This window comes from Amycolatopsis sp. NPDC004079 (assembly GCF_040610415.1).
Taxonomy (GTDB): domain Bacteria; phylum Actinomycetota; class Actinomycetes; order Mycobacteriales; family Pseudonocardiaceae; genus Amycolatopsis; species Amycolatopsis halotolerans.
This window is the reverse complement of record NZ_JBEXMH010000084.1, coordinates 1-21226: the sequence shown is the minus strand read 5'-3', so window position 1 is coordinate 21226 and position 21226 is coordinate 1. Positions and strand designations below refer to the sequence as shown.

Sequence of the window (21226 nt, the reverse complement as noted above, 5' to 3'; positions counted from 1 at the left end):
GACGCGAGCGTCAATCAGTCAAGCCGTCTTGCTTGACTTTTTCTGCGTCAGCGTCGAATAATCGACGCATTAGTCGAACCAGTGATCTGAGTCACCCGGATCAGTCAGCTCAAGGGAGAGCGGATGGCATACGTAATCGGAGTGGACGTCGGCGGCACGTTCACGGACGCCGTCCTCGACGACGGCGAAGGCCTGCTGATCGCGGGCAAGACCCCCTCGACCCCGCCGGACTATTCCGACGGCGTGATGGACGTGCTCGGCGTGCTCGCGGAGCAGCTCGGCGTACCGGTGGCGGAGATGCTGGCGAACACCCACCACATCGCGCACGGCACCACCTCGTCGCTCAACGCGCTGGTGATGAACCGCGTCCCGGACATCGGCTTCCTGACGACCAAGGGCCACCGCGACTCGATCTACATCATGAACGTCGAGGGCCGCTATCTCGGGCGCGCGCCGGAGGAACTCCAGAACCCCATCGCGCAGAGCAAATCGCACGGACTGGTCCGCAAGCGCCACGCGCTGGAGGTCACCGAGCGCGTCGACCGCGACGGCCGGGTCGTCGTCCCGCTGAACGAGGACGAGGTCCGCGACGCGGTGCGCGCCCTCGTCGCCGACGGCATCTCGGCGATCGCGGTGTCCCTGCTGTGGTCGTTCCGCAATCCCGCGCACGAACAGCGGATCCGGGAGATCGCGCACGAGATCGACCCCGGCCTGTTCGTGGCGATCTCCAGCGAGGTGTCCCCGCGCATCCGCGAGTTCGCGCGCAACGCGACCACCATCATGAGCACCCAGGTCGGACCCGGCCTCCGGGACTACCTCGGCGAGCTGGAAAGCAAGCTGCGCAAGGAAACCCTGTCCGGACCGCTGCTGGTGATGCAGAGCAACGGCGGTGCCGTCGCGGCCGCCGAGGCTCCGGGCAACGCGATCTCCACGGTCGGCTCGGTGCTCACCGGCGGAGTGGTCGGCGCGGTGTCGCTCGGCGAGCAACTGGGCCACCGCAACATCATCGCCACCGACGCGGGCGGCACCACCTTCCTGGCCGGGCTCGTCGTCGACGGCGAACCGGTGCGGTCGTCGACCACGATCATCAACCACCATCCGATCAACGTGCCCACGCTGGAAGTGCACGCGATCGGTTCCGGCGGCGGCGCGATCGCGTGGATCGACGCGGGCGGCAATCTGCAGATCGGCCCGCACAGCGCGCAGGCGATACCCGGCCCGGCCTGCTACGGCAACGGCGGCACCGAACCCACGAACACCGACGCGAACCTGGTCCTGGGGATCATTCCGGAGCGCGGTCTGCTGGGCGGGCGACGGGCGCTCGATGTCGGGCTCGCCCGCGACGCGATCCGCACCCGCATCGCGGAGCCGCTCGGGCTGAGCGTCGAAGAAGCCGCCGCGGCGATCTACGAGGTGCAGAACGCACAGACCGGCGACCTGCTGCGGAAAACGGTGGTCGAGGCCGGACACGACCCGCGCGACTTCATCGTCTACGCCTTCGGCGGTTCCGGACCCGCGCACTGCGGTCTGTACGCGCAGGAGATCGGCGCGACCGATGTCGTGGTGCCGCTGGGCCAAGTCGCCTCCGCGTTCTCCGCGTACGGGCTCGCCTCGTCGGACATCGTGCTGGCCAAGGAACTTTCCGATCCGGCGGCGCTTCCGCTGGACCCGGCCCGCGTGCAGCGCAACTTCGATGAGCTCGAAGCCGAGGTCCGTGCGCTGCTCGAACGGCAGGGCATGCAGTTCTCGTCCGTGGAAATCGAGCGAGAGATCGACATGCGCTACACGATGCAGCTAGCCGAGGTGGCGACCTCGATCCCCAACGGCGACCTGGCCGCCGAGGACGTGGCCAAGGCGGCGGATCTGTTCGAGGCGCGGTACGCCGCGCTCTACGGCAAGGACAGCGGGTTCCGCGAGGCGGGCATCCAGGCCATCACCTATCGCGTGCGCGGCACCGGCGTCCTGCCGTTTTCGCCGACGCTGCCGGAGCTGGAAAAGGCCGATTCCGCGGACGCCGCCGCGGCTCTCACCGGAACCCGGAAGGTGTGTCTCGGCGCCAGCCGCGGCTACGCCGACACCGCCATCTACGACTACACCAAGCTCCGCGCAGGCCACGTGCTGCGCGGTCCCGCGGTGATCGAGGTGCCCACCACCACCGTCGTGGTCCCGCACGACACCACCGGAACCATCGACCGGCTCGGCAACCTGCACATCGCGCTCGAGCGGGCCTGAGCGACCAAGGAGAACTGGCATGACCGCACCGATCCCCGGCTCGGAAATCTTCTCCAGCCGCCCGCTCGACCCGGACGCGCTCAGCCGCGCGGTCGGCGGCACCGTCCCCCTGCACACCGTCACCCAGGAGCAGATCGACGCCGTCGACCCGCTCACCTACGAGGTCATCCGGCACCGGCTGTGGTCGGTCACCGACGAGATGGGCGAAGCGCTCAAGCGCATGTCCGGCTCCCCGATCGTCACCGACGCCAACGACTTCGACTTCGCCGTCAGCGACGAGGTGGGCCAAGAGGTCCAGGTCGGCCTCTACAACACGATGCTGGTCGGCGCGGTCGACCTCGCGATCTACTGGACGCTGGAGAACCGCTCGGAGAACCCGGGCATCGCCGACGGCGACATGTTCCTCTGCAACGACCCGTGGGTCGGCGGCGGGCTGCACCAGAGCGACGTCATCGTGTACCAGCCGATTTTCCACGAGGGCAAGCTGTTCGCGTGGACCAGCGCCATCTGCCACGAACCGGACCTCGGCGGCTCCGGCCTCGGCTCGTTCGACCCGGGGGCCAAGGACGTCTTCTCCGAATCGGTGCCCACACCGCCGATCAAGGTGGTCCGCGACCGCGTCCTGCAGCGCGACGTCGCCGACGCGTGGACCCGCCGCTCGCGCGTGCCGATGCTCGTCGGCCTCGACCTGCGCGCCAAGATCGGCGCCAACACCGTCGGCCGCGACCGGCTCCTCGCGGTGATCGCGCAGTACGGCGCGGACACCGTCAAGGCCGTGATGAAGCGGATGATGAACGACTCCGAATCGCGGCTGCGCGCCAAGCTGAGCGGCCTGCCCGACGGGACCTGGAAAGCCACCGGCTACCAGGACCAGGCCTCGACCGGCGACCGCGGGCTGCACAAGATCACCGTCGCGATGACCAAGTCCGCCGACCGGCTGGTCTTCGACTTCACCGGCACCGACCCGCAGACCGGCGTCATCAACTGCACCTACGCCGGCATGCGCGGCGGCGTGATGCTCGCGCTGCTGCCCATCCTGGCCGGGGACATCCCGTGGGCCGCGGGCGGGCTGATGCGCTGTTTCGACCTGATCTCCGAGGAAGGCACGATCAACAACGCCACCTTCCCCGCCGCGGTCAGCCGGGGCCCGATCGGACCGGCCTGGCTCACCGGGAACCTGATCGCCGAATGCCTCGCGCAGATGCTCGACCGCGACGTCGACCTCGGCAAGAACGTCCAGGCCTCGTGCTGCGGCACCTGGGACACCGCCATCGTCGCCGGGCTGGATCAGCGCGGCGAGCAGCCGGTGCCGTTCCTGAACATCATGATGGAGCCCATGGCGGGCGGCTACGGCGCGCGCCCGGTGGCCGACGGCATGGACACCGGCGGCCTGTTCTGCATCCCGATGGGCCGGATCCCGGACACCGAAATGACCGAATTCCTCTACCCGCTGCTGACGCTCTGGCGCCGGGAAGAGCCCGATTCGGGCGGTCCGGGCCGCATGCGCGGCGGGGTGAGCGCTTCGCTCGCGGTCACCCCGTACGGCAGCAGCTTGCCGATGGGATTGGTGTTCGCTTCAGCGGGGAAGGCGGTAGCGCAGAACGGCGGCCTCGCCGGCGGTCTCCCCGGCAACACCGGTCTCGAAATCCTGGCGCGCGATTCCGGGGTGCGGGAACTGCTCTCTTCGGGTCAACTGCCCGGCAGCCTCGACGAACTGAACGGCACCAAGGAAATCGGCGCCTGCTACGCGGAGAGCTACCTGGCTCCCGGCGAGGTGCTGTACATGCACTGGCAGGGCGGCGGAGGCTACGGCGATCCGCTGCGGCGCGAGGCCGACGCGGTGGCCTGGGACGTGATCAACGGCAAGGTGACCGCCGAGGGCGCCCGCACCAACTACGGCGTCGTGATCGCGAACGGCGAACTCGACCAAGCGGCGACCGCCGACTTGCGGGCGAGCATGCTGGACGAGCGGCGCGACCGTTCCGAGACACCGCTTTCCCAAGAGGCGACGGTGGATCTGCGCAACGCCCGCCGGATCGACGACAACCTGGCCGAGGTCGCCATCGGCGAAGCCCGCGTGATCGCTTGTGCGCACTGCGGACGGCTGCTGGGCGACACCAAATCCGGCAAGCTCTCGCTGGCCCGCTACGAGGGGCCGTCGAGCACGGCGGGACCACAGGTCGTCTCCGCTCCGTCGGAGTACGTGGACGCCGAGGTCGTGTTCCGCCAGCAGTGCTGCCCGGGCTGCTGGTCCGCGGTCTACTCCGGAGTCGTCCCGGCCGACCACCCCGACCACGTCGGCGAACTGACCGCGCTGCTGCCCGCCGCGCCGATCGACTGAGGAGCATTTCAGTGACCGCACTCGACTGGGACGGGCGAGTCGTCCCGTACCCCGCCGATCGCGCCCGCCGCTACCGGGCCAGCGGCGAATGGAGCGACGCGCCGATCAGCGCGCGGCTGCACGAATCCGCGCTGCGGCAAGGCGATCGCCCCGCGCTGATCACCGCCGAAGGCACGCTCAGCTACCGTGAGCTCGACGAGCGCACCGACCGGATCGCCGCCGCACTCGGCGGACTCGGCCTGCGTCGGCTCGATCCAGTGCTGTTCCAGGCGACCAACCGGACGGCGACCGTGCTGGCCTGGTACGGCTGCCTCAAGGCGGGCCTGGTGCCGGTGGCGACGCTGGCGCAGCACCGGATGCACGAGATCGGCCACATCAGCCGCAAAGTCGGCGCGGTGGCGCATCTGGTCGAAGCCGGGCTCGGATTCGATCTGGTCGAGTTCGCCCGGCGCGCCGCCGACGGGCACCCGACGCTGCGCACCGTCCTCACCGTCGGCGCGGCGGCTTCCGGCACACACCGCATCGAGGACCTCGGTGCCGACCTCGATCCGGCGGAGGCGCGGGCGTTCGTCGAAAGCGTCGAGGCCGAAACTGATCCGCAGGACGTCGCGGTGTTCCAATTGTCCGGCGGGACAACGGGAGTGCTGAAGGTGATCCCCCGGATCCACGCCGAGTACTGGAACAACGCCCTCCTCTACGCCCAGGCATTGGGCTGGGATGCCGACACCCGGCTCGCGCACCTCATCCCGATCATCCACAATGCCGGAATCTCGTGCGCTCTGCACGGCGCCCATTCGGTCGGCGCGGCCCTCGTCCTGGCCACCCCCGACCACGTCGCCGCGTTCGCGCTGATGGCCGAGCACGGCGTGACCGACGTGCTGATCGGGCACGGCCACTACCAAGCCGTCCGGTCCGCCGAATTCGACCCGGTCCTCCGCACGCTCCGGGGCACCGTGCTGTCGGGCGCGAAGGTGCCGGCGGAACTGTTCCGGCGGGTCGACGACGGCGACACGCGCTGGGCCGGGCAGATGTTCGGGATGTCGGAAGGCATGTTCCTGGTCGGCCGGTCCGGCGATCCGGAGTCCGTGCGCACGACGACCGTCGGCGCGCCGATCGCGGCGTCGGACGAAGTCCGGATCCTCGAACCGGGCACCGAAACCGAAGTCCCGGACGGCGCCGTCGGCGAACTGTGCTGCCGCGGCCCGTACACCATCCCGGGGTACTTCGACGCGCCCGAGCACAACGCGACCGCGTTCACTTCGGACGGTTTCTACCGCACCGGAGACCTCGCCGCGATCCACGTCGTCGACGGCAAGCGGCACGTGTCGATCGAGGGCCGGATCAAAGACCTCATCAACCGCGGCGGCGAGAAGGTCAATGCCGAGGAGGTCGAGGTGCTGCTGATGAAGCACCCGGAGGTCGCGGTCGCCTCGGTGGTCGCCATGCCCGACGCGCGGCTGGGCGAGAAGGCCTGTGCGTTCCTGGTGTCCGCGACCGGCACGACCCTGACGATGCCCGAGGTGCAGCAGCACCTGGACGCGCTCGGCGTGGCCAAGTTCAAGTGGCCCGAACGCCTGGTCTGGGTGCCGGAGCTGCCGAAGACCAACGTCGGGAAGATCGACAAGAAACGTCTCCGGGCCGACGCAGCGGCGCCGCTCGCGGCCGAAACGACCCCGCAAGGAGCCGGAGCATGAAGCTCGACACCATCGCCGTCCTCGGCGGCGGGCCGGGCGGGCTGTACGCCGCCCGCCTGCTCAAACGCAGTCATCCCGGTGCCGAGGTGACCGTCTACGAACAGGGCGTGCCAGACAAGACCTTCGGATTCGGCGTCGGCCTGGCGTCGCGGACCCAGCGGAACCTGCGGCTCGCCGACGAGGAATCGCTCGACAGCATCGTCGCGGCGGCGCACGGGCACGAGATGTCGATGCGCGTCGGCGACTCCGAAGTACGTCTCGCGCACGGCGAACTGCTCGCGATCGGCCGCGCGACCTTGCTGGCCGTACTGCAAAAACACGCCGAAGCCGCCGGAGTCGACCTGCGCTTCGGCGAACGCCGCGCGGTGGCAGAACTCGATGCCGACCTCATCGTCGCCGCCGACGGGATCTCGAGCGCGACCCGGACCGAACTGGCCGGGGAGTTCGGTCCGGAAACGGCCGAAGGCGAGGGCCTGTATCTGTGGTGCGGCACCGATTTCGCGTTGCCGAGGGCAATCTTCACTCCGGTCGTCACCGAGCACGGCACGTTCGTCGCGCACGCCTATCCGTATGCCGCCGACCGCAGCACTTTCCTGATCGAAACCGACGAAAAGACGTGGCGGCGAGCGGGATTCGACGTTTCCACCCGCGAGACTCCCAACGGAGAGAACGACCAGCCGTCGCTCGATTACCTCCAGGAGGCGTTTTCCGATACCTTGCAAGGAAACCGGTTGATCGGCAACCGCACCAGGTGGCTCCGGTTCCGCACTATCCGGTGCCGCCACTGGCACACGCGAAATGTGGTGCTGCTCGGCGACGCCGCGCACACCGCGCACTACTCGATCGGCTCCGGGACCAAGCTCGCCATGGAGGACGCGATCGCGCTCGACCGCGCGGTGCTCGCCGCCGGGAACCTCGATGACGCCCTCACCGCGTACGAGGCGGAGCGGCGGCCCGCCGTCGAACACCTCCAGGACATCGCCGAACGCTCGATGGCGTGGTGGGACTCGTTCCCGGACCGCTTGTCGATGCCGGTGGAGCAGCTGATGGTCGCCTACATGACGCGGGCCGGGAAGGTCACCGTCGACCGGTTCGCCGAGTCCGCTCCGCAGGTCGCCGTCCCCGGCCTCGCGGCGTTCGGCGGGGTCGGGACCGACGAGGTCCCTTCTCCGGCCGCGGTCACGGAGTGGATCCTCGACCAGCCGCTGGCCTCGGGCGGGCACCAGTTCCCCTGCCGCACCGCTCCCGAGGCGCTGCGGGCCGCGGCCGGAACGCTCCCCGTCGAGATCTCGGTCCGGCCGTGGAGTCCCGAAGCGGCCGAGCTGATCACGGGCCTGCCGCCCGCCGCCGCGTACTGGCTGACCGGTCCCGGCGACCGCGAAGCGACGCTCGACCGGCTGGACCTCGGCGAGCGGATCCGCCGCGCGACCGGCGCGCTCCTGGTCGCGGACGTGCCCGCCGAGTTCCGCGCCGTCGCCGCGGGCGCGCTCGCCAGCGAGCGTGTCGATCTCGTGGCCTTCACCGGGTGATGGGCTAGCCTTGGCCGCTATGACTTCCCCTGCCGCCGATCCGCCGCCCAAGCGGCGGGGCCGCCCCAGCGTGCGGCGCGAACTGGTCGAACGGGAGATCAAGGAGAACGCCGCCCGGCTGTTCGCCGAACGCGGAGTCGCCGGGACCACGCTGCAGGACATCGCCGACGCGACCGGCCTGACCCGCCAGGCGGTCTACCACTACGTGGCGAGCAAGGACGACCTGTTCGCCCAGCTGGTCAGCGAAATCGCCGACCAGCCCGCCCAGCTGCTGCACGAGATCAACGCACAGGAGGGCCTGGACCCGGTCGCGAAGCTGCGGCGCATGGCGCGGTCGCTGGCGCTGAACCAGATGGCGGACCCGGACCGGTTCCGGCTGATGATCCGGTCGGAATCGGATCTGCCCGAGCACCTCGCCGCGTCCTACCGGGCCAGCCGGCGGCGCGTCCTGAAGGAACTCGTCGAGGTAATCGACGGCGGCATCGCCGACGGAAGCTTCCGCAACGTCAACGCGCGCACCGCGGCGCTGGGCGTGATCGGCATGCTCAACTGGATCGCCTGGTGGCACCAGGACGGCGGGGACGACCAGGAGACGGCCGACCAGCTCGCCGAGATGGCCGTGCGCACCGTCCGGAGCGACGATCGCACGCCGGAATCCCCGACGGTGGAAGGGATTCTCGCCAACGTCCGGGTCGAACTGGACCTGGTCGAGCGCTTGGCTGGCGGCACCGGGGACGACCGGCGGCCGCACTAGCCCAGGGTTGTCCCGGTGGTGCGCGTTTGGTGCGCGGTGAAGGATGCGGCTATGAGGTGGTCCGGCTTGCCGAGGACGGGCCCGAGCAGATCGTCGGAGATCCGGTCGGCGGGGAAGCATGGGCGCGCGGGGTTCGGCAGCGGGTCTGCGGCCGCGCTCTGCTCTCGGTGCGTCAGGCGGCGGGGATCAGGGCGACGAGCCGTTGCTGGGGGTCGTCGATCGCTTGCAGGACAACCTGTTCCCAGGTTTCCTCGCCGCCGTCGGGCATCCGGAGCCGGACGCGGATGCGCGTGTGCGGGCGGACGACGTCGTTGCGTTCCCACAGGGTTTTGAAGTCGGGGTTGGTGCGGAGCAGGTCGTCGATCCAGTCTCCGGTGGGCGGGCCTGCCGGGGTGCTGGCGCGGACGACGCCGATCACGGTGCGCCGCATGGTTTCCAGGTCGGTGAACCGGCTTTGCAGGACGGGGTCGGTGAACACCATCTGCACGAAGCGGCGTTGCTCCGGCGGGACGGTTCCGAAGTCGGTGAGCAGCCGGGCGGCGGCGGGGTTCCAGGCCAGGATCGCGGTGGCCGGTCCGACGAGGAGGGCGGGCACGTCGCCCATCCGCTCGACCAGGCGGCACAGCGGATCGCTCGGCTCCGGATCCTCCGGCAGGGCGACCGGCTCGGCGAGGAGGTCCAGGGCGTACCGGGTCTGGTCGTCGTCGAGTTCCAGGGCGGCGGCGACGCGGCGGACCACGTCGGCACTCGGCACGACTCGGCCCTGCTCGATCCTGGTGTAGTACTCGTCGCTGACGAACGCCCGAGCCGCGACCTCCGCGCGGCGCAGACCGGGCACCTGCCGCCGTCCAGGATAGGCTGACGCGGGCGGCGGGGCTTCGTCCCCTACGCGGCCCTGCGGTTCTGCCAGATCCAGACCGCGATGGATCCCACCGGTCCCACCGAAGACGAACTCCTCGCCCGGTTCCGCAGCTTCTACTGGGACACCGCGCTCTCCTCGGGCGAATACGCATTCGGCGCGCTCACCCGGTTCGCCGACCCCGCAAAGATCCTCTACGGCAGCGACTTCCCCTACGCCCCAACGCCCGTCGCCACCCACTTCACCGAAATCCTCGACACCCACAGCGGACTCACCCCCGAACAATCCCGCGCGATCGACTCCGCCAACGCCCGCGCCCTCTTCCCGCGACTGGGCTGAACGGGCACACCGCGTTCAGGCCAGCGCTCGTTCATCGGCGCCGTCGAACCCTTCGGCATACCGGACAAGAGCGGCGGCCGTGCGCTCGATGTGGTCGCGAAGCGCCTGCCCCGCTACCTCGCTCTGAGCGCGAGGGTGAATTCCAGGCGTCCTTGCAGGCTCGTCAGCGATTTTCCGGTCAGCGCCTCGATCCGCTGGATCCGGTACCGCAGCGTGTTCACGTGGATGTGCAATTCACTGGCACACCGGGACCACGAGCAATCCGTTTCGAGAAAGGCCTCCAACGTACGGACCAGCTCGCCGTGATGCGTGCTGTCGTAGGCGAGCAAGGGCCCGAGAAACCGATCCCGGTACGCTGCACGCACCTCGGCGGGGACCGCGGCGAGCAACTGCTCGAAAGAATCGATCTCCTGCGCGGCCACCACCCGCAGCGCGCCGGACTGCAGTTCCGCCAGTTTCCGCGCACGACGCGCCTCGCCTAGTGCCGAGGGCAGTGCTTCCGGTCCCGCCGCGGCGCTGCTGATTCCGATGGCGAGCTGGTGCCGGTCGAGTCCGAGCGACATCAGCGGGGCGCGCGAGCGGATGTAGTCGGTCAGCGCCCCGATGTCCTTGTGCAGCGGGATCACCGCGATGGCTTCGGTTCCGACGGCCGTCGCGTGCACAATGGACTGCGGCACATCCGAGAACGGCACCAGCAGGTCGACCATGACCGTTCGGGCGATCGCGCCCGCGCTGGCTGGAGTCACCGCTCCGGCGACGACCGCGTACGGGCCGTCGTCGAGACCCATCCGCGCGAGCTGCCCGGCGAGTTCGCCTGGCGCGCCCGGGTTTCCCGCCAGCGTGTCCGCGACGAGAAGCTCGAGCTGGGAGTTCTCCAGCCGGCGAACCTCCTCCCGGCGCTCGCGTTCCAGGCTCACCAGCGCGGCGAGTTCGGTCATCGATTCCCGCGTTCCGTCGCTCCACGTGCGATAGTCGCCTTCGCACGCGAGGAACCAGCCGATCACGCGCGGCCGGATGTCGTCGCCTACCGGGAAGAGCGAGAAATCCGCCGTTCGCCCGCCGCTGCGGATGCGCGTCCGGTGCGGGAATTCCCTGGCGGTAAGGAATTCTCTCGCCAGAGTTTCGCCTTCCGTGCCTTGCGGATGCGACGGCGCGATCGCCGGGACCCGGCCGGTGGCGGTGAGCAGCCAGAACGGCACGTCCGGGTCGTCGGCGGACAGCGCCAGCAGCGCGTCCAGTCCCCCGTGCCTGCTGACCGAGGTGACGAGTTTCCGGCGGCGGCGCAGCAATTCCGCGAGGTCGTCCTGGCGGTCGCCGATCAGCGCCTGGTGCACGCTCCCGGACACGTGCGAGAACGACACGCCCTGCGGGATTTCCACGAGCGGGACGTCGTGCTTCACGCACGCCCGCACCAGATCCGCGGGCACTCCGCCGTACGCGGCCTCTCCCGCCGCGAGGCAGGCCACGTCGCTTTCCGCGAGCGCCGCCACGAACGCGTCGGAATCCTCGGGGCCGCGCCTCCACATCAGACCGGTCAGCACGAGTTCGCCGCCGGACAGGTAGCCGCGCGGATCGAGCACGTCCGAGGTGAGCACCCAGCGGATCCGCCGGTCCAGGTGCGCTTCCCCGGCCAGGCAGCGCAACCGGAGACCAGGCAGCTGCAGAACCTCGCGAATGCGCATTTCTCGCCCGCTTTCCCGTGCCCCGGCACTGCCGCGATCCGCTGGAGAAATCTACGAGACCAGCGCCGCGGGCACGACCCGAGCTTCGTGTCCGACCACATTGTGCCTGTCCGGCCCGTGAACGTTAACTGAACGCCTCGCAGGCAGCAGCTCGCGACAGCGCGAAAGGCAGCGCCCATGATGGAAGCCCCGTCCCTCCTCGTGCGGGACTGCACCCTGGTCAACGTGTGGTCGGGCGAGATCTACCCGACCGACGTCGCCGTACGCGGAAACCGGATCGTTTCGGTGGCCAAAGGCGAATTCCGCGACGCGGAGCAGGTGATCGACGCAGGCGGCCGGTTCGTCGTCCCCGGCCTGATCGACCCGCACATGCACCTCGACACGACCTCGCTCAGCCCCGGCGAACTGGCCAGGGTCGTCGTGCCGCTCGGGTGCACGACCGTTTTCGTCGACACCACCAACATCGTCACCACCGGCGGCCCGGACGGCGTGCGGAGCGTGATCGACCAGTTCGCCGGGCTGCCGCTCCGCGCGTACTTCGCCATGCCGTCCTATTCGCCGGTGGACCCGGAACGCGAAACCGTGGCGTACGAGATGGATTCCGCCGACCTCGACCGCATGCTGGCATGGCCCGAATCGGTCAGCATCGGCGAGACCATCTCGGCCAAAATCCTCTCCGCCGACCCGGACTACCTCGAACGGCTGGCACTGTGCCTCTCCCGCGGGCTGCGCGTGTCCGGCCATGGAGGAGACCTGCCGCCGGAGGTGGAATCGGCTTTCGACGCCTACGTGACCGCCGGGGTCCGCGACGACCACTGCGTCACCAAACCCGCCGACATCAGGCCGCGGCTACGGCGCGGGGTCGCGATGTTCGCGGTCGAATCCGCCGGACGGGAAAACCTCACCAACGGGTTGGTCGATTTCGTCCGAGAGCAACGGATCCCGACCCGGCATCTGCATTTCTGCATCGACAACATCACCGTCACCAGCATGGTCGGCCGCGGGTTCGGCTACCTCGACCGCTCGGTGCGGGTCGCGATCAACGGCGGCATATCCCCTGTCGAGGCATTGCGCATGGGCACGCTCAACACCGCGCAGCACTACCGGCTCGCACACCTGCTCGGCAGCGTTTCCCCGGGCCGGTTGGCCGATTTCTCCCTGGTCCACGACCTCGGCGAATTCCGTCCGGACCTGGTGGTCGCCGACGGCAAAGTGGCCGCGGTGGACGGAGTGCTGGTCACCGACGTGCCCCCGCCTGAATTCCCCGCCTCCTATCGCACGACCGTCCGGCTGCACCCGGCGCTCGACGCGAAACGCCTCGCCGTTTCCGGCCCCGCCGGTGCGAGCACGGCGAAAGTCCGCGTCATCCACGCCAGCGACCAGGACGCGGCGTTCAACCGCGCCGAAACCGCCGAACTCCCGGTGGTCGACGGTCTCGTCCAACCGGACGTCGCGGCGGACGTGCTCAAGTTCTGCATGGTCGAACGGTACGGCCGCAACGGCAACGCGACGGTGGCGTTCATCCGCGGGTTCGGTCTCACGTCCGGCGCGATCGCCAGCTCGGTTTCCGGCCCCTCCAACAACATCGTGTGCGCCGGGACCGACGACGCCGACATGTGGACCGCGATCCGCCGCGTGGCGGAAATGCAGGGCGGCTACGTCGTGGTCCGCGACGGCGAGGTGCTCGCCGACGTGCCGCTGCCGGTCGGCGGCATCATCTCCGAACTCCCCTACGAGCAGGTCGTCGCCGCCGTCGGGCGGCTGGAGCAGGTCGCGCGGGACGCGCTCGGCTGCGTGCTGACCAACCCGGTCCGCGCGCTGGCGGGCACCGTGCTGCACACGCTTCCCGCCTACGGCATGACCGACCGCGGCCTCGTCGAGGTCTCGACCCGCGAGTTCGTCCCTGTCGTCCTGGAGCACGAGGAGGTGGCCCGATGACGGACGCGATCCGCGACCGGGTCCGCACCATGACCCGCGAGATCGAAACCGCGCGCGGACAGCACCGAGCGGACCTTGTCCTGCGCGACTGTCAGGTGATCTCCCCGTACAGCAACGAAATCCATCCCGCGGACATCGTGGTGCTCGGCAGGCGGATCGTCGCCGTGCGACCGGACTTCGACGGCCCGGCCGCCCGGGAAGAGGACTGCGCGGGCCTGTTCGCCGCGCCGGGTCTGGTCGAACCGCACCTGCTGCCCGACCAAGGCTTGACGTGGGCGGAGGTCGGCTGGAACGCGGTCCGCACCGGCACGACCGCGGTGGTCACCCCGGAACTCGGCCCCGCCGACGGCATCGCCCGTTTCGATCTGCCGTGCCGGCTTTTCGAAGCGACCGGACACGGCCTGACGCAACGCAGCGGCCCGTCCGCGGATTCCGCCGAGAACAGCGTGCAATCCGCCGCGACCGCGCACGGGCTGGGCATGGCCCGCGTTCCGGGCGGCTCCGTGCGCTCCGCCCTGCGCATGGGCCGGACCGTGCTGATCCCGGACCGCGACGCCGAGGGAGCGGAAGTCCTCGCCGGGATCGCCGACGGGACCCTCGACGCGCGGCATCTCTGCCTGGGCACCGGATCCGGGCGAGTGCTGCCGGAAGTCGCCCACGCGCTGGCGGCGGGCATCTCCGCGCCGACAGCTCTGCAGCTCGGCAGTCTCAACGCGGCCACCCACTACGGGCTCGACCACCTCCTCGGCAGCATCGCCCCGGGCCGCTGGGCCGATTTCTTCCTCACCGAAGACCTCGGCACCGTTCCGGCGCGGGTCTACGTCGGCGGGGTGCTGGTCGCGGAGAACGGGAACCGGCCATGACCACCGCGCCGGAAACCGTCCTGTCGGTGCGCGGGCTCACCGTCGAAATCCGCGGCAACGCGGGCTCGCTCAGGCCGGTCGACGACGTTTCTTTCGACCTGGCAAAGGGTTCCGTGCTGGGCGTGCTCGGCGAATCCGGCTGCGGAAAGTCGATGCTGCTGCGCACCTTGATGGGCATCGAGCCGCCGCGCGCCGCGGTGTCCGGCGAGGTGTGGACCCGCGGCCGCGATCTCGTCGCGATGTCGCCGCGCGAACGAGCCGAGACGCGCGGCTCGTGGATCTCGATGGTGTTCCAGAACCCGATGACCGCGCTGGACCCGGTGTACACAGTGGAGCGACAGCTCGTCGAACCGCTGCGCCGGCATTCCGGAATGGACCGGCGAGCGGCGCGCACCCGGGCGCTGGAACTGCTGGAGCTGGTCCAGATCACCGATCCGAAACGGCGGCTCAAGGCTTACCCGTTCGAACTCAGCGGCGGGATGCGGCAGCGGGTCGCGATCGCGGCCGCGCTCGCCTGCGGCGCGAGCGTGCTGCTCGCCGACGAGCCGACGACCGCGCTCGACGTCACCGTCCAGGCGCGGATCCTCGCGCTGCTGAACGACGTCCGCGCCGAACTCGGGACGAGCACCGTCATCGTCACCCACGACGTCGGCGTCACCGCGGAACTCGCCGACGAGGTGCTCGTCCTCTACGCCGGGCGCACCATCGAATCCGGCACCTGCCGCGAAGTCCTCAAGAACCCCCGGCACCCCTACACGATCGGGCTGCTGGACGCGAACGTCCGGGGCGGGCAACGCACCCGCCCCGCGGCCATCCCGGGTGCGCCGCCGAACCTGGCGCTGCTGCCCTCCGGGTGTTCTTTCGCACCCCGCTGTCGCCACGCCGCGGCGCTCTGCCGCGCCGGCGACCCGCCCGTGCGGCGGTTCACCGACAGCCACACCGCCCGATGTGTCCACGCGGGCGCATCCGCGGCTCAAGGAGAGTGAGATCATGCCGCATCCCGTGCGGAGCAAGATCTTGGCCGGAGCGAGCGTGCTGACGCTCGCCGCGTGCAGTGCCGGCGGCAGCACCCGCGGCGCGGACGACGCCGCCCGCGACCGCGGCGGAGCCGGCGGCACGCTGAGCGTCGCCATCAACTCCGCCACCGTGCCCATCCCCGACTCCCCCGCGACCCAGGGCGCCGAGGGCATCCGCTGGGTCAGCGGCCAGATCTACGACGCCCTCACCGCGTTCGACCTCGACCAAGCCGACACGGCACCCACCCCGCATCCCTCGCTGGCTGCGAGCTGGACCGTCTCGCCCGACAAACGGACCTGGACCTTCCGGCTCAAGACCGGCGTGAAGTTCCACGACGGCACCGCTTTCGACTCGTCGGCGGTCCTTTTCGAACTCGACCGGCTCACCAAGCCGGGCTCCCCGTTCTTCAGCGAATCCCTCAGCACCGCCGCGAAGTTCCAGACCCAGACCATCGCGTCCTACCGCGCTCCGGACCCGGCGACGGTCGAGATCACCACGCGCCAGCCGGATTCCCTGCTGCTGTGGGACCTCGCCGGGATCTACTTCCCCAGTCCGGCCGCGGTCCGCGAGTACGGCAATCGCGACTACCCCGGGCACGCCACTGGAACCGGTCCGTTCAAGGTCCGTTCGTACACTCAGGACACGCTGGACCTGGTGGCCAACAAGGACTACTGGCAAGGACCGCCCAAACTGGACGGTCTGCGGATCCGCGCGATGGCCGATCCGTCGAGCCGGCTCGCCGCGCTGGAAGCGGGCGACGTCAACTGGATCGAGACCCCGCCGCCGGATTCCGTGCCGCGGCTGAAGTCCCAAGGCGACGCGATCCGGACGCATCCGTATCCGCACACCATGGTGCTGTACCTGAATCTCGCCAAAGCGCCGTTCACCGATCCGAAGGTGCGCGAAGCGCTGCAGTACGCGATCGACCGCAAGAGCCTGTGCAGCGGCCTGCTCGACGGCCTGTGCCTGCCCGCGAGCCAAGCCGCCTACGAGGGAAACCCGTGGTACGACAAGTCTCTCGGCGAGAAGTACCACTACGACCCCGCCAAGGCCAAAGCGCTGCTGCGCGAAGCAGGCCACAGCAGCGGGCTGAGCATCAAGGTCGCCATTCCCACCGGCGGCTCGGGGACGATGTGGCCGCAGCCGATGACCCAGGTGCTGCAGGCGAATCTCAAGGACGCCGGCATCGACATGCAGCTCGTCCCGCTGGAGTCGAACCTGCTGCTGACCATCGGCCGCGCCGGGTTCACCGGACCGAACCAGCAATACGACGCGCTGTACAACTCGATGTCCTGGGCCGCGCCGTTCCTCGCCGACCGGTTCTCCTCCGACCGCGTCCCGCCCGGCGGCTGCTGCAACGTCATGGGCTATCGCAACCCGGCGGTCGACCGGGCGTTCGCCGCGGTGTCCGCGGAATTCGACCCGGCCAGACAGGCCGCGCTGATGGCGAAAGCACTCGGCCTCGCCGCCGCGGACTCGCCGATGACGTTCGTGGTGCACGACCTCGACCTGCAGGCCCTCGCCCCGTCCGTGCGCGGCTTCGTCCAGCCGCAGTCCTGGTACTTCGACGTCCGCAACGTCTGGGTCAAACCGGCCTAGCCGCATCCGGGAAGCGGAGAAACCGATGCTCGTCCTCCTCGTCAAACGCCTGGCCATGGCCGTCCCGGCCCTGTTCGGCGTGTCCCTCGTCAGTTTCCTGCTGCTCAACGTCCTCCCCGGCGACCCGCTCGCCGGGGTGGTCGGGCCCGGCTCGACCCAGGCCGAACGGGACGCGCTGGCCCACCAGCTCGGGCTGGACCGGTCGCTTCCCGGGCAATACCTGGTGTGGCTCAAGGGAGTGTTCCACGGCGACCTCGGGTTCTCGCTGCCCCGCGGCCGCCCGGTGGCCGAGCTGATCTCGACCGCCTTCCCCGCCACGATGATCCTCGCCGCGGCCGCCGCCGTGCTCGGGCTGGGCATCGGGATCCTGCTCGGCGGCCTGGCCGCGCGCAGCGCCCGCCGCTGGCCCGACCGGGTCATCTCCAGCGGCGCGGTGCTCGGCCTGAGCGTGCCGAACTACTGGGCGTCGATCCTGCTGATCATCCTGTTCAGCGGCACGCTCGGCTGGTTCCCGCCGAGCGGGATGCACGGCGCGGCAGGCGGATTCGCCGACCTCGTGCAGCATCTGGTGCTTCCGGCCCTGGCCGCGTCCTGCGTCACGGCCGGGCTTAGCGCGAAGATGACCCGCGCCAGCCTGCTGGAGAAACTCGGCGAGGACTTCGTGCAGACACTGCGCGCCCAGGGCGTGCGGAACTGGCGAATCCTCGTGCACGTCGCGAAAAACGCCGCGCCGCCGATCCTCGCGGTCAGCGGCCTGCAGATCGGCTATCTGCTCGGCGGCTCGGTCCTGGTGGAGACGATCTTCAACTGGCCGGGCCTCGGACAGCTGATGTACCACGCGATCGCCGAGCGCGACCTGCGCGTGGTGCAGGGCTCGGTCCTGGTCATCGCGGTGACGTTCGTGGTGATCACGCTCGTCGTCGACCTGCTCCAGTTCGCCTTCAACCCGCGCCTGCGGAGAGGAGTCCGGTCATGAGCCACAGTCATTCCGGGGCAACGGCTTCCCTTCGCGTCCCGGACAGCGACGGCCCCCAGGTCGCGGCGGTGCGCCGGTCGGCCGAGATCGCCCGCCGCCTCCGCCGGGACCCGGTCGCGATGGTCGCCGTGACGGTGCTCGTGCTGCTGGTGCTGTCCGCGGTCCTCGCGCCGTGGATCACCGGCTACGACCCGGACGCGGTCACCGTCACGGACCGCCTCCGTCCGCTCGGGACACCCGGGCACCTGCTCGGCACCGACGAACTGGGCCGGGACATGCTCACCCGGCTGCTCTACGGCGGGCGGCTTTCCCTGGCCACCGGGATCGTCCCGGTCGCGGTGGCGGCGGTCGCCGGAACCCTGCTCGGCGCGTTCATCGCCTACGTCGGCGGCACAGTCGGCGCGGCGCTCGGCCGCGTGCTCGACATGTCCTACGCGTTCCCCGCGATCCTCATCGGCATCGCGGTGACCGCGTCGCTCGGCCCCGGCGTCGTGAACTCGCTTCTCGCGTTGAGCCTCGCGTTCATCCCGCCGGTCGCCCGCGTCGCCGAATCCGCGACCCGGCAGGTCATGGTCGAGGAATACCTCGAAGCCGCCCGGCTCAGCGGTGCGCGCTGGTGGCAAGTGCTGCTGCACCACGTGCTGCCGACGATCGCCGGCCCGGTGTTCGTCTACGCGGCGAGCCTGGTCGGGCTGAGCATCAGCGTCGGGGCCGGGCTGAGTTTCCTCGGGCTCGGCGCGCCGCCGCCGACCGCCGAATGGGGCGCGATGCTCAACAGCCTCCGCGACGCGCTCTACACCGTGCCCGTGGTCGTCGCGCTGCCCGGCCTGTTCATCTTCCTGGCCTCGGCCGGGTTCAACATCCTGAGCGACAGCTTCCGCGACGCTCTCGACGTGCGGAGGTGACCGCCCGTGCCCACCACGCTCATGCTGGCCGATTCCCTCGTCAAACGGTTCCCGTTCAAGAACGGGCTCTTCGACCGCGACGCGATCACCGCGGTGTCCGACGTTTCGCTGTACGTCAACGAGGGCGAAACCCTCGGCGTCGTCGGCGAATCCGGGTCCGGCAAATCGACGCTCGGCCGGATGCTCGTCGGCCTGCTGAAGCCCGACCAGGGCACGGTCCGGATCGACGGCAAGGACCTGCGCGAACTGGGCCGCCGCGAACGGCCCCAAGCCGTGCAGATGGTGTTCCAGGACCCGTATTCCTCGCTCAACCCGCGGATGACGATCGAGGCGAACATCGGATACCCGCTGCGCATCCAAGGCGCGCCGCGAGCGCGGATCCGAGCGCACGCGGCCGACCTGCTGGTGCGGGTCGGGCTGCACCCGAACCACGGTTCGCATTACCCGCATCAGCTCAGCGGCGGACAGCTGCAGCGGGTCAACATCGCGCGGGCGCTCAGCCTGCGGCCGAAGCTGATCGTCTGCGACGAGGCGGTGTCCGCGCTCGACAAGTCGGTGCAGGCGCAGATTCTCAACCTGCTCAAGGACCTGCAAGACGAGCTCGGGCTGACGTATGTGTTCATCAGCCACGACCTCAACGTCGTCGAGTACATGAGCGACCACGTCCTCGTGATGTACCGCGGCGAGGTCGTGGAATCGTGCCCGGCCGCACAGCTCTACGCGAACCCGCGGCACGAATACAGCCGCCTGCTCCTGTCCTCCATTCCCAGCCTCGACCCCGACGCCCGCACCCTCGACCGCACACGACAGACGGGATGACACACCAGATGTACGACCTGCTGGTCCGCGACGCGGACCTCCTCGTGACCATGGACGGCGACGATCTCCCCGGCGGCTGGATCGCCGTGTCCGGCGGAACCGTCGCCGCGATCGGCGACCCCGGGTCCGAACCCGCGGCGGCGAAGACGTTGTCCGCCAAGGGAAGCCTCGTGACCCCGGGCCTGGTCAACACCCACCAGCACTTGTTCCAGAACCTCACCCGGGGTAACGCCGCCGCGATGAACGTCGACCTGTTCGACTGGCTCAAGGCCCTCTACCCGATGTGGGCCGGCCTGGACGAGGAAGCCGTCGAGGTGTCCACCTATGTCGGTCTCGCCGAACTCGCCCTCGGCGGCTGCACGACGTCGATGGACATGCTGTACGTCCACACCGGACCGAACTTCATCGACGCCCAGGTGCGCGCGGCACAAGAAGTCGGCCTCCGGTTCCACGCGACGCGCGGCTCGATGAGCCTGTCCCACAAGGACGGCGGACTCGCGCCGGATTCCGTGGTGCAGGCACCGGACGAGATCCTCGCCGATTCGGAACGCCTGGTCGACAAGTATCACGACCGCGCGCCGGGCGCGATGGTCCAAATAGGACTCGCGCCGTGCGCCCTCGCCCTCGTGACGCCTGAGTTGATGCGAGACACCGCCGAACTGGCCGAACGGCTCGACGTGCGACTGCACACCCACCTGTCCGAAGTGCAGGCCGAAGACGAATACTGCGCACGCGTGTTCGGAAAACGCCCAGTGGAGGTGTTCGAAGACGTCGGCTGGGGCACCGACCGGGCATGGGTGGCGCACTGCGTCTTCCCGAACGCCGACGAAATCCGACGGCTCGGGCAGTGGGGCACCGGCGTCGCGCACTGCCCGACCCCGACCCTGATGCGCGGCGCCGGCCCCACCCCCGTGCCGGAACTCCGCGCAGCAGGTGTGCCGGTCGGGATCGGCTGCGACTCCTCGACCCACAGCGCCCACGCGAGCATGTGGCTGGAAGCGCACACCGCACTCGTCGCCCTCAAAGGCCGCGGCGGCGCAGGAGCGATCTCCGCCCGCGACGTGCTCGAAATGGCCACCACCGGATCCGCCGCCTGCCTCGGCCGCGCCGACCTCGGCCGCATCCGCGTCGGCGCTCCGGCAGACCTCGTCGCGTGGGAGCTCAACCCGATCGCGTTCGCCGGCGCGCACTCGGACCTCGTCGAAGCCTGGCTCCGCTGCGGGCCGGTCCAGGCACGCCACACGATCGTCCAGGGCGCCCCGGTCGTGGAAAGCGGCGAACTCCGGCTGCCCCGGCTGGACGACATGCTCGCCCGGCACCGCCGGATCTCCCGCCGGTTGCAGGGACTGGCGGGATAACCCGAACCCCGGGCCGCCGAGCAGGCCGGTGCTCGGCGGCCCGGCCTCACCCGCCCAGCGGCGGTCGCCGGCCCGACGCCTTCCGCACGCCCGCAAGACTCGCCGGAGATCCGCGTCCGGCGCCGGTCCGGGCCAAGAAGGTTCCTCGACACCTCGAGCGCGCGGCTCACCCAGATGCTCAGCCTGACAACTTGCCGCTCACTCACTGCACCGAAGCAAGGAACAGCAGCATCGCCGGAATACCCGATCTACCACTATGTGGCCGGTTGCTGAACTCCGTGAGGGGAACCCTGAGGGACTCTGAGTCCCTCAGGGTTCCCC

General features: G+C 69.9%; 16 protein-coding genes. 14 read left to right on the top strand and 2 right to left on the bottom strand.

Annotated features, from left to right (window positions below):
- Positions 1-123 precede the first annotated feature (123 nt).
- From ABZX37_RS43900 to ABZX37_RS43880, 5 genes are read left to right on the top strand one after another with little or no spacing between them, the layout of a single operon-like run.
- A complete protein-coding gene (locus tag ABZX37_RS43900; RefSeq protein ID WP_354750106.1) occupies positions 124-2232 on the top strand; it encodes a hydantoinase/oxoprolinase family protein in 2109 nt (702 codons plus the stop codon).
- A 19-nt stretch (positions 2233-2251) separates the two neighbouring features.
- Entirely contained in the window at positions 2252-4573 is a 2322-nt protein-coding gene (locus tag ABZX37_RS43895) for a hydantoinase B/oxoprolinase family protein (RefSeq protein WP_354750105.1), read from the top strand.
- Between the two features lie 11 nt (positions 4574-4584).
- A complete protein-coding gene (locus ABZX37_RS43890) occupies positions 4585-6267 on the top strand; it encodes an AMP-binding protein (RefSeq protein ID WP_354750103.1) in 1683 nt (560 codons plus the stop codon).
- Complete coding sequence (locus ABZX37_RS43885; RefSeq protein ID WP_354750101.1) at positions 6264-7796, top strand: FAD-dependent monooxygenase; 1533 nt, start codon at positions 6264-6266, stop codon at positions 7794-7796. The genes ABZX37_RS43890 and ABZX37_RS43885 overlap by 4 nt, the downstream gene beginning before the upstream one ends.
- A 19-nt stretch (positions 7797-7815) precedes the next feature.
- Positions 7816-8550 carry a TetR family transcriptional regulator gene (locus ABZX37_RS43880; RefSeq protein ID WP_354750099.1) on the top strand — a complete coding sequence of 245 codons (735 nt, stop codon included), beginning with the start codon at positions 7816-7818 and terminating at the stop codon, positions 8548-8550.
- A gap of 172 nt (positions 8551-8722) precedes the next feature.
- Here the strand turns inward: ABZX37_RS43880 and ABZX37_RS43875 are convergent, their stop codons facing one another.
- Complete coding sequence (locus ABZX37_RS43875; protein ID WP_354750097.1) at positions 8723-9388, bottom strand: helix-turn-helix transcriptional regulator; 666 nt, start codon at positions 9386-9388, stop codon at positions 8723-8725.
- An 84-nt stretch (positions 9389-9472) separates the two neighbouring features.
- On the opposite strand from ABZX37_RS43875, the gene ABZX37_RS43870 reads away from it, so the two are divergent.
- The gene (locus ABZX37_RS43870; protein ID WP_354750095.1) at positions 9473-9748 is read left to right on the top strand and encodes a hypothetical protein; all 276 of its coding nucleotides are present in this window, start codon (positions 9473-9475) and stop codon (positions 9746-9748) included.
- A 113-nt stretch (positions 9749-9861) separates the two neighbouring features.
- On the opposite strand, the gene ABZX37_RS43865 is transcribed toward ABZX37_RS43870, so the two are convergent.
- Positions 9862-11430: a PucR family transcriptional regulator ligand-binding domain-containing protein gene (locus tag ABZX37_RS43865; protein ID WP_354750093.1), complete on the bottom strand. Its 1569-nt coding sequence runs from the start codon at positions 11428-11430 to the stop codon at positions 9862-9864.
- Between the two features lie 177 nt (positions 11431-11607).
- Between ABZX37_RS43865 and ABZX37_RS43860 the strand changes: the two genes are divergently transcribed.
- From ABZX37_RS43860 to ABZX37_RS43825, 8 genes are read left to right on the top strand one after another with little or no spacing between them, the layout of a single operon-like run.
- The gene (locus ABZX37_RS43860; RefSeq protein ID WP_354750091.1) at positions 11608-13368 is read left to right on the top strand and encodes an adenine deaminase C-terminal domain-containing protein; all 1761 of its coding nucleotides are present in this window, start codon (positions 11608-11610) and stop codon (positions 13366-13368) included.
- Positions 13365-14231: an amidohydrolase family protein gene (locus ABZX37_RS43855; protein ID WP_354750089.1), complete on the top strand. Its 867-nt coding sequence runs from the start codon at positions 13365-13367 to the stop codon at positions 14229-14231. The genes ABZX37_RS43860 and ABZX37_RS43855 overlap by 4 nt, the downstream gene beginning before the upstream one ends.
- Complete coding sequence (locus ABZX37_RS43850) at positions 14228-15217, top strand: ABC transporter ATP-binding protein (RefSeq protein WP_354750087.1); 990 nt, start codon at positions 14228-14230, stop codon at positions 15215-15217. The genes ABZX37_RS43855 and ABZX37_RS43850 overlap by 4 nt, the downstream gene beginning before the upstream one ends.
- A gap of 4 nt (positions 15218-15221) precedes the next feature.
- A complete protein-coding gene (locus ABZX37_RS43845) occupies positions 15222-16847 on the top strand; it encodes an ABC transporter substrate-binding protein (protein ID WP_354750085.1) in 1626 nt (541 codons plus the stop codon).
- Between the two features lie 25 nt (positions 16848-16872).
- On the top strand, positions 16873-17823 hold the full coding sequence (locus tag ABZX37_RS43840; protein WP_354750084.1) for an ABC transporter permease: 951 nt from the start codon (positions 16873-16875) through the stop codon (positions 17821-17823).
- Positions 17820-18728 (top strand): ABC transporter permease, encoded by a 909-nt coding sequence (locus ABZX37_RS43835; RefSeq protein WP_354750082.1) that lies wholly within the window; start codon positions 17820-17822, stop codon positions 18726-18728. Before ABZX37_RS43840 ends, ABZX37_RS43835 begins: the two co-directional genes overlap by 4 nt.
- 6 nt (positions 18729-18734) lie before the next feature.
- The gene (locus tag ABZX37_RS43830) at positions 18735-19547 is read left to right on the top strand and encodes an ATP-binding cassette domain-containing protein (protein ID WP_354750080.1); all 813 of its coding nucleotides are present in this window, start codon (positions 18735-18737) and stop codon (positions 19545-19547) included.
- Positions 19544-20905, top strand: coding sequence for an amidohydrolase family protein (locus ABZX37_RS43825; RefSeq protein WP_354750078.1), 1362 nt, complete (start codon positions 19544-19546; stop codon positions 20903-20905). The genes ABZX37_RS43830 and ABZX37_RS43825 overlap by 4 nt, the downstream gene beginning before the upstream one ends.
- The last annotated feature ends 321 nt before the right edge of the window (positions 20906-21226 follow it).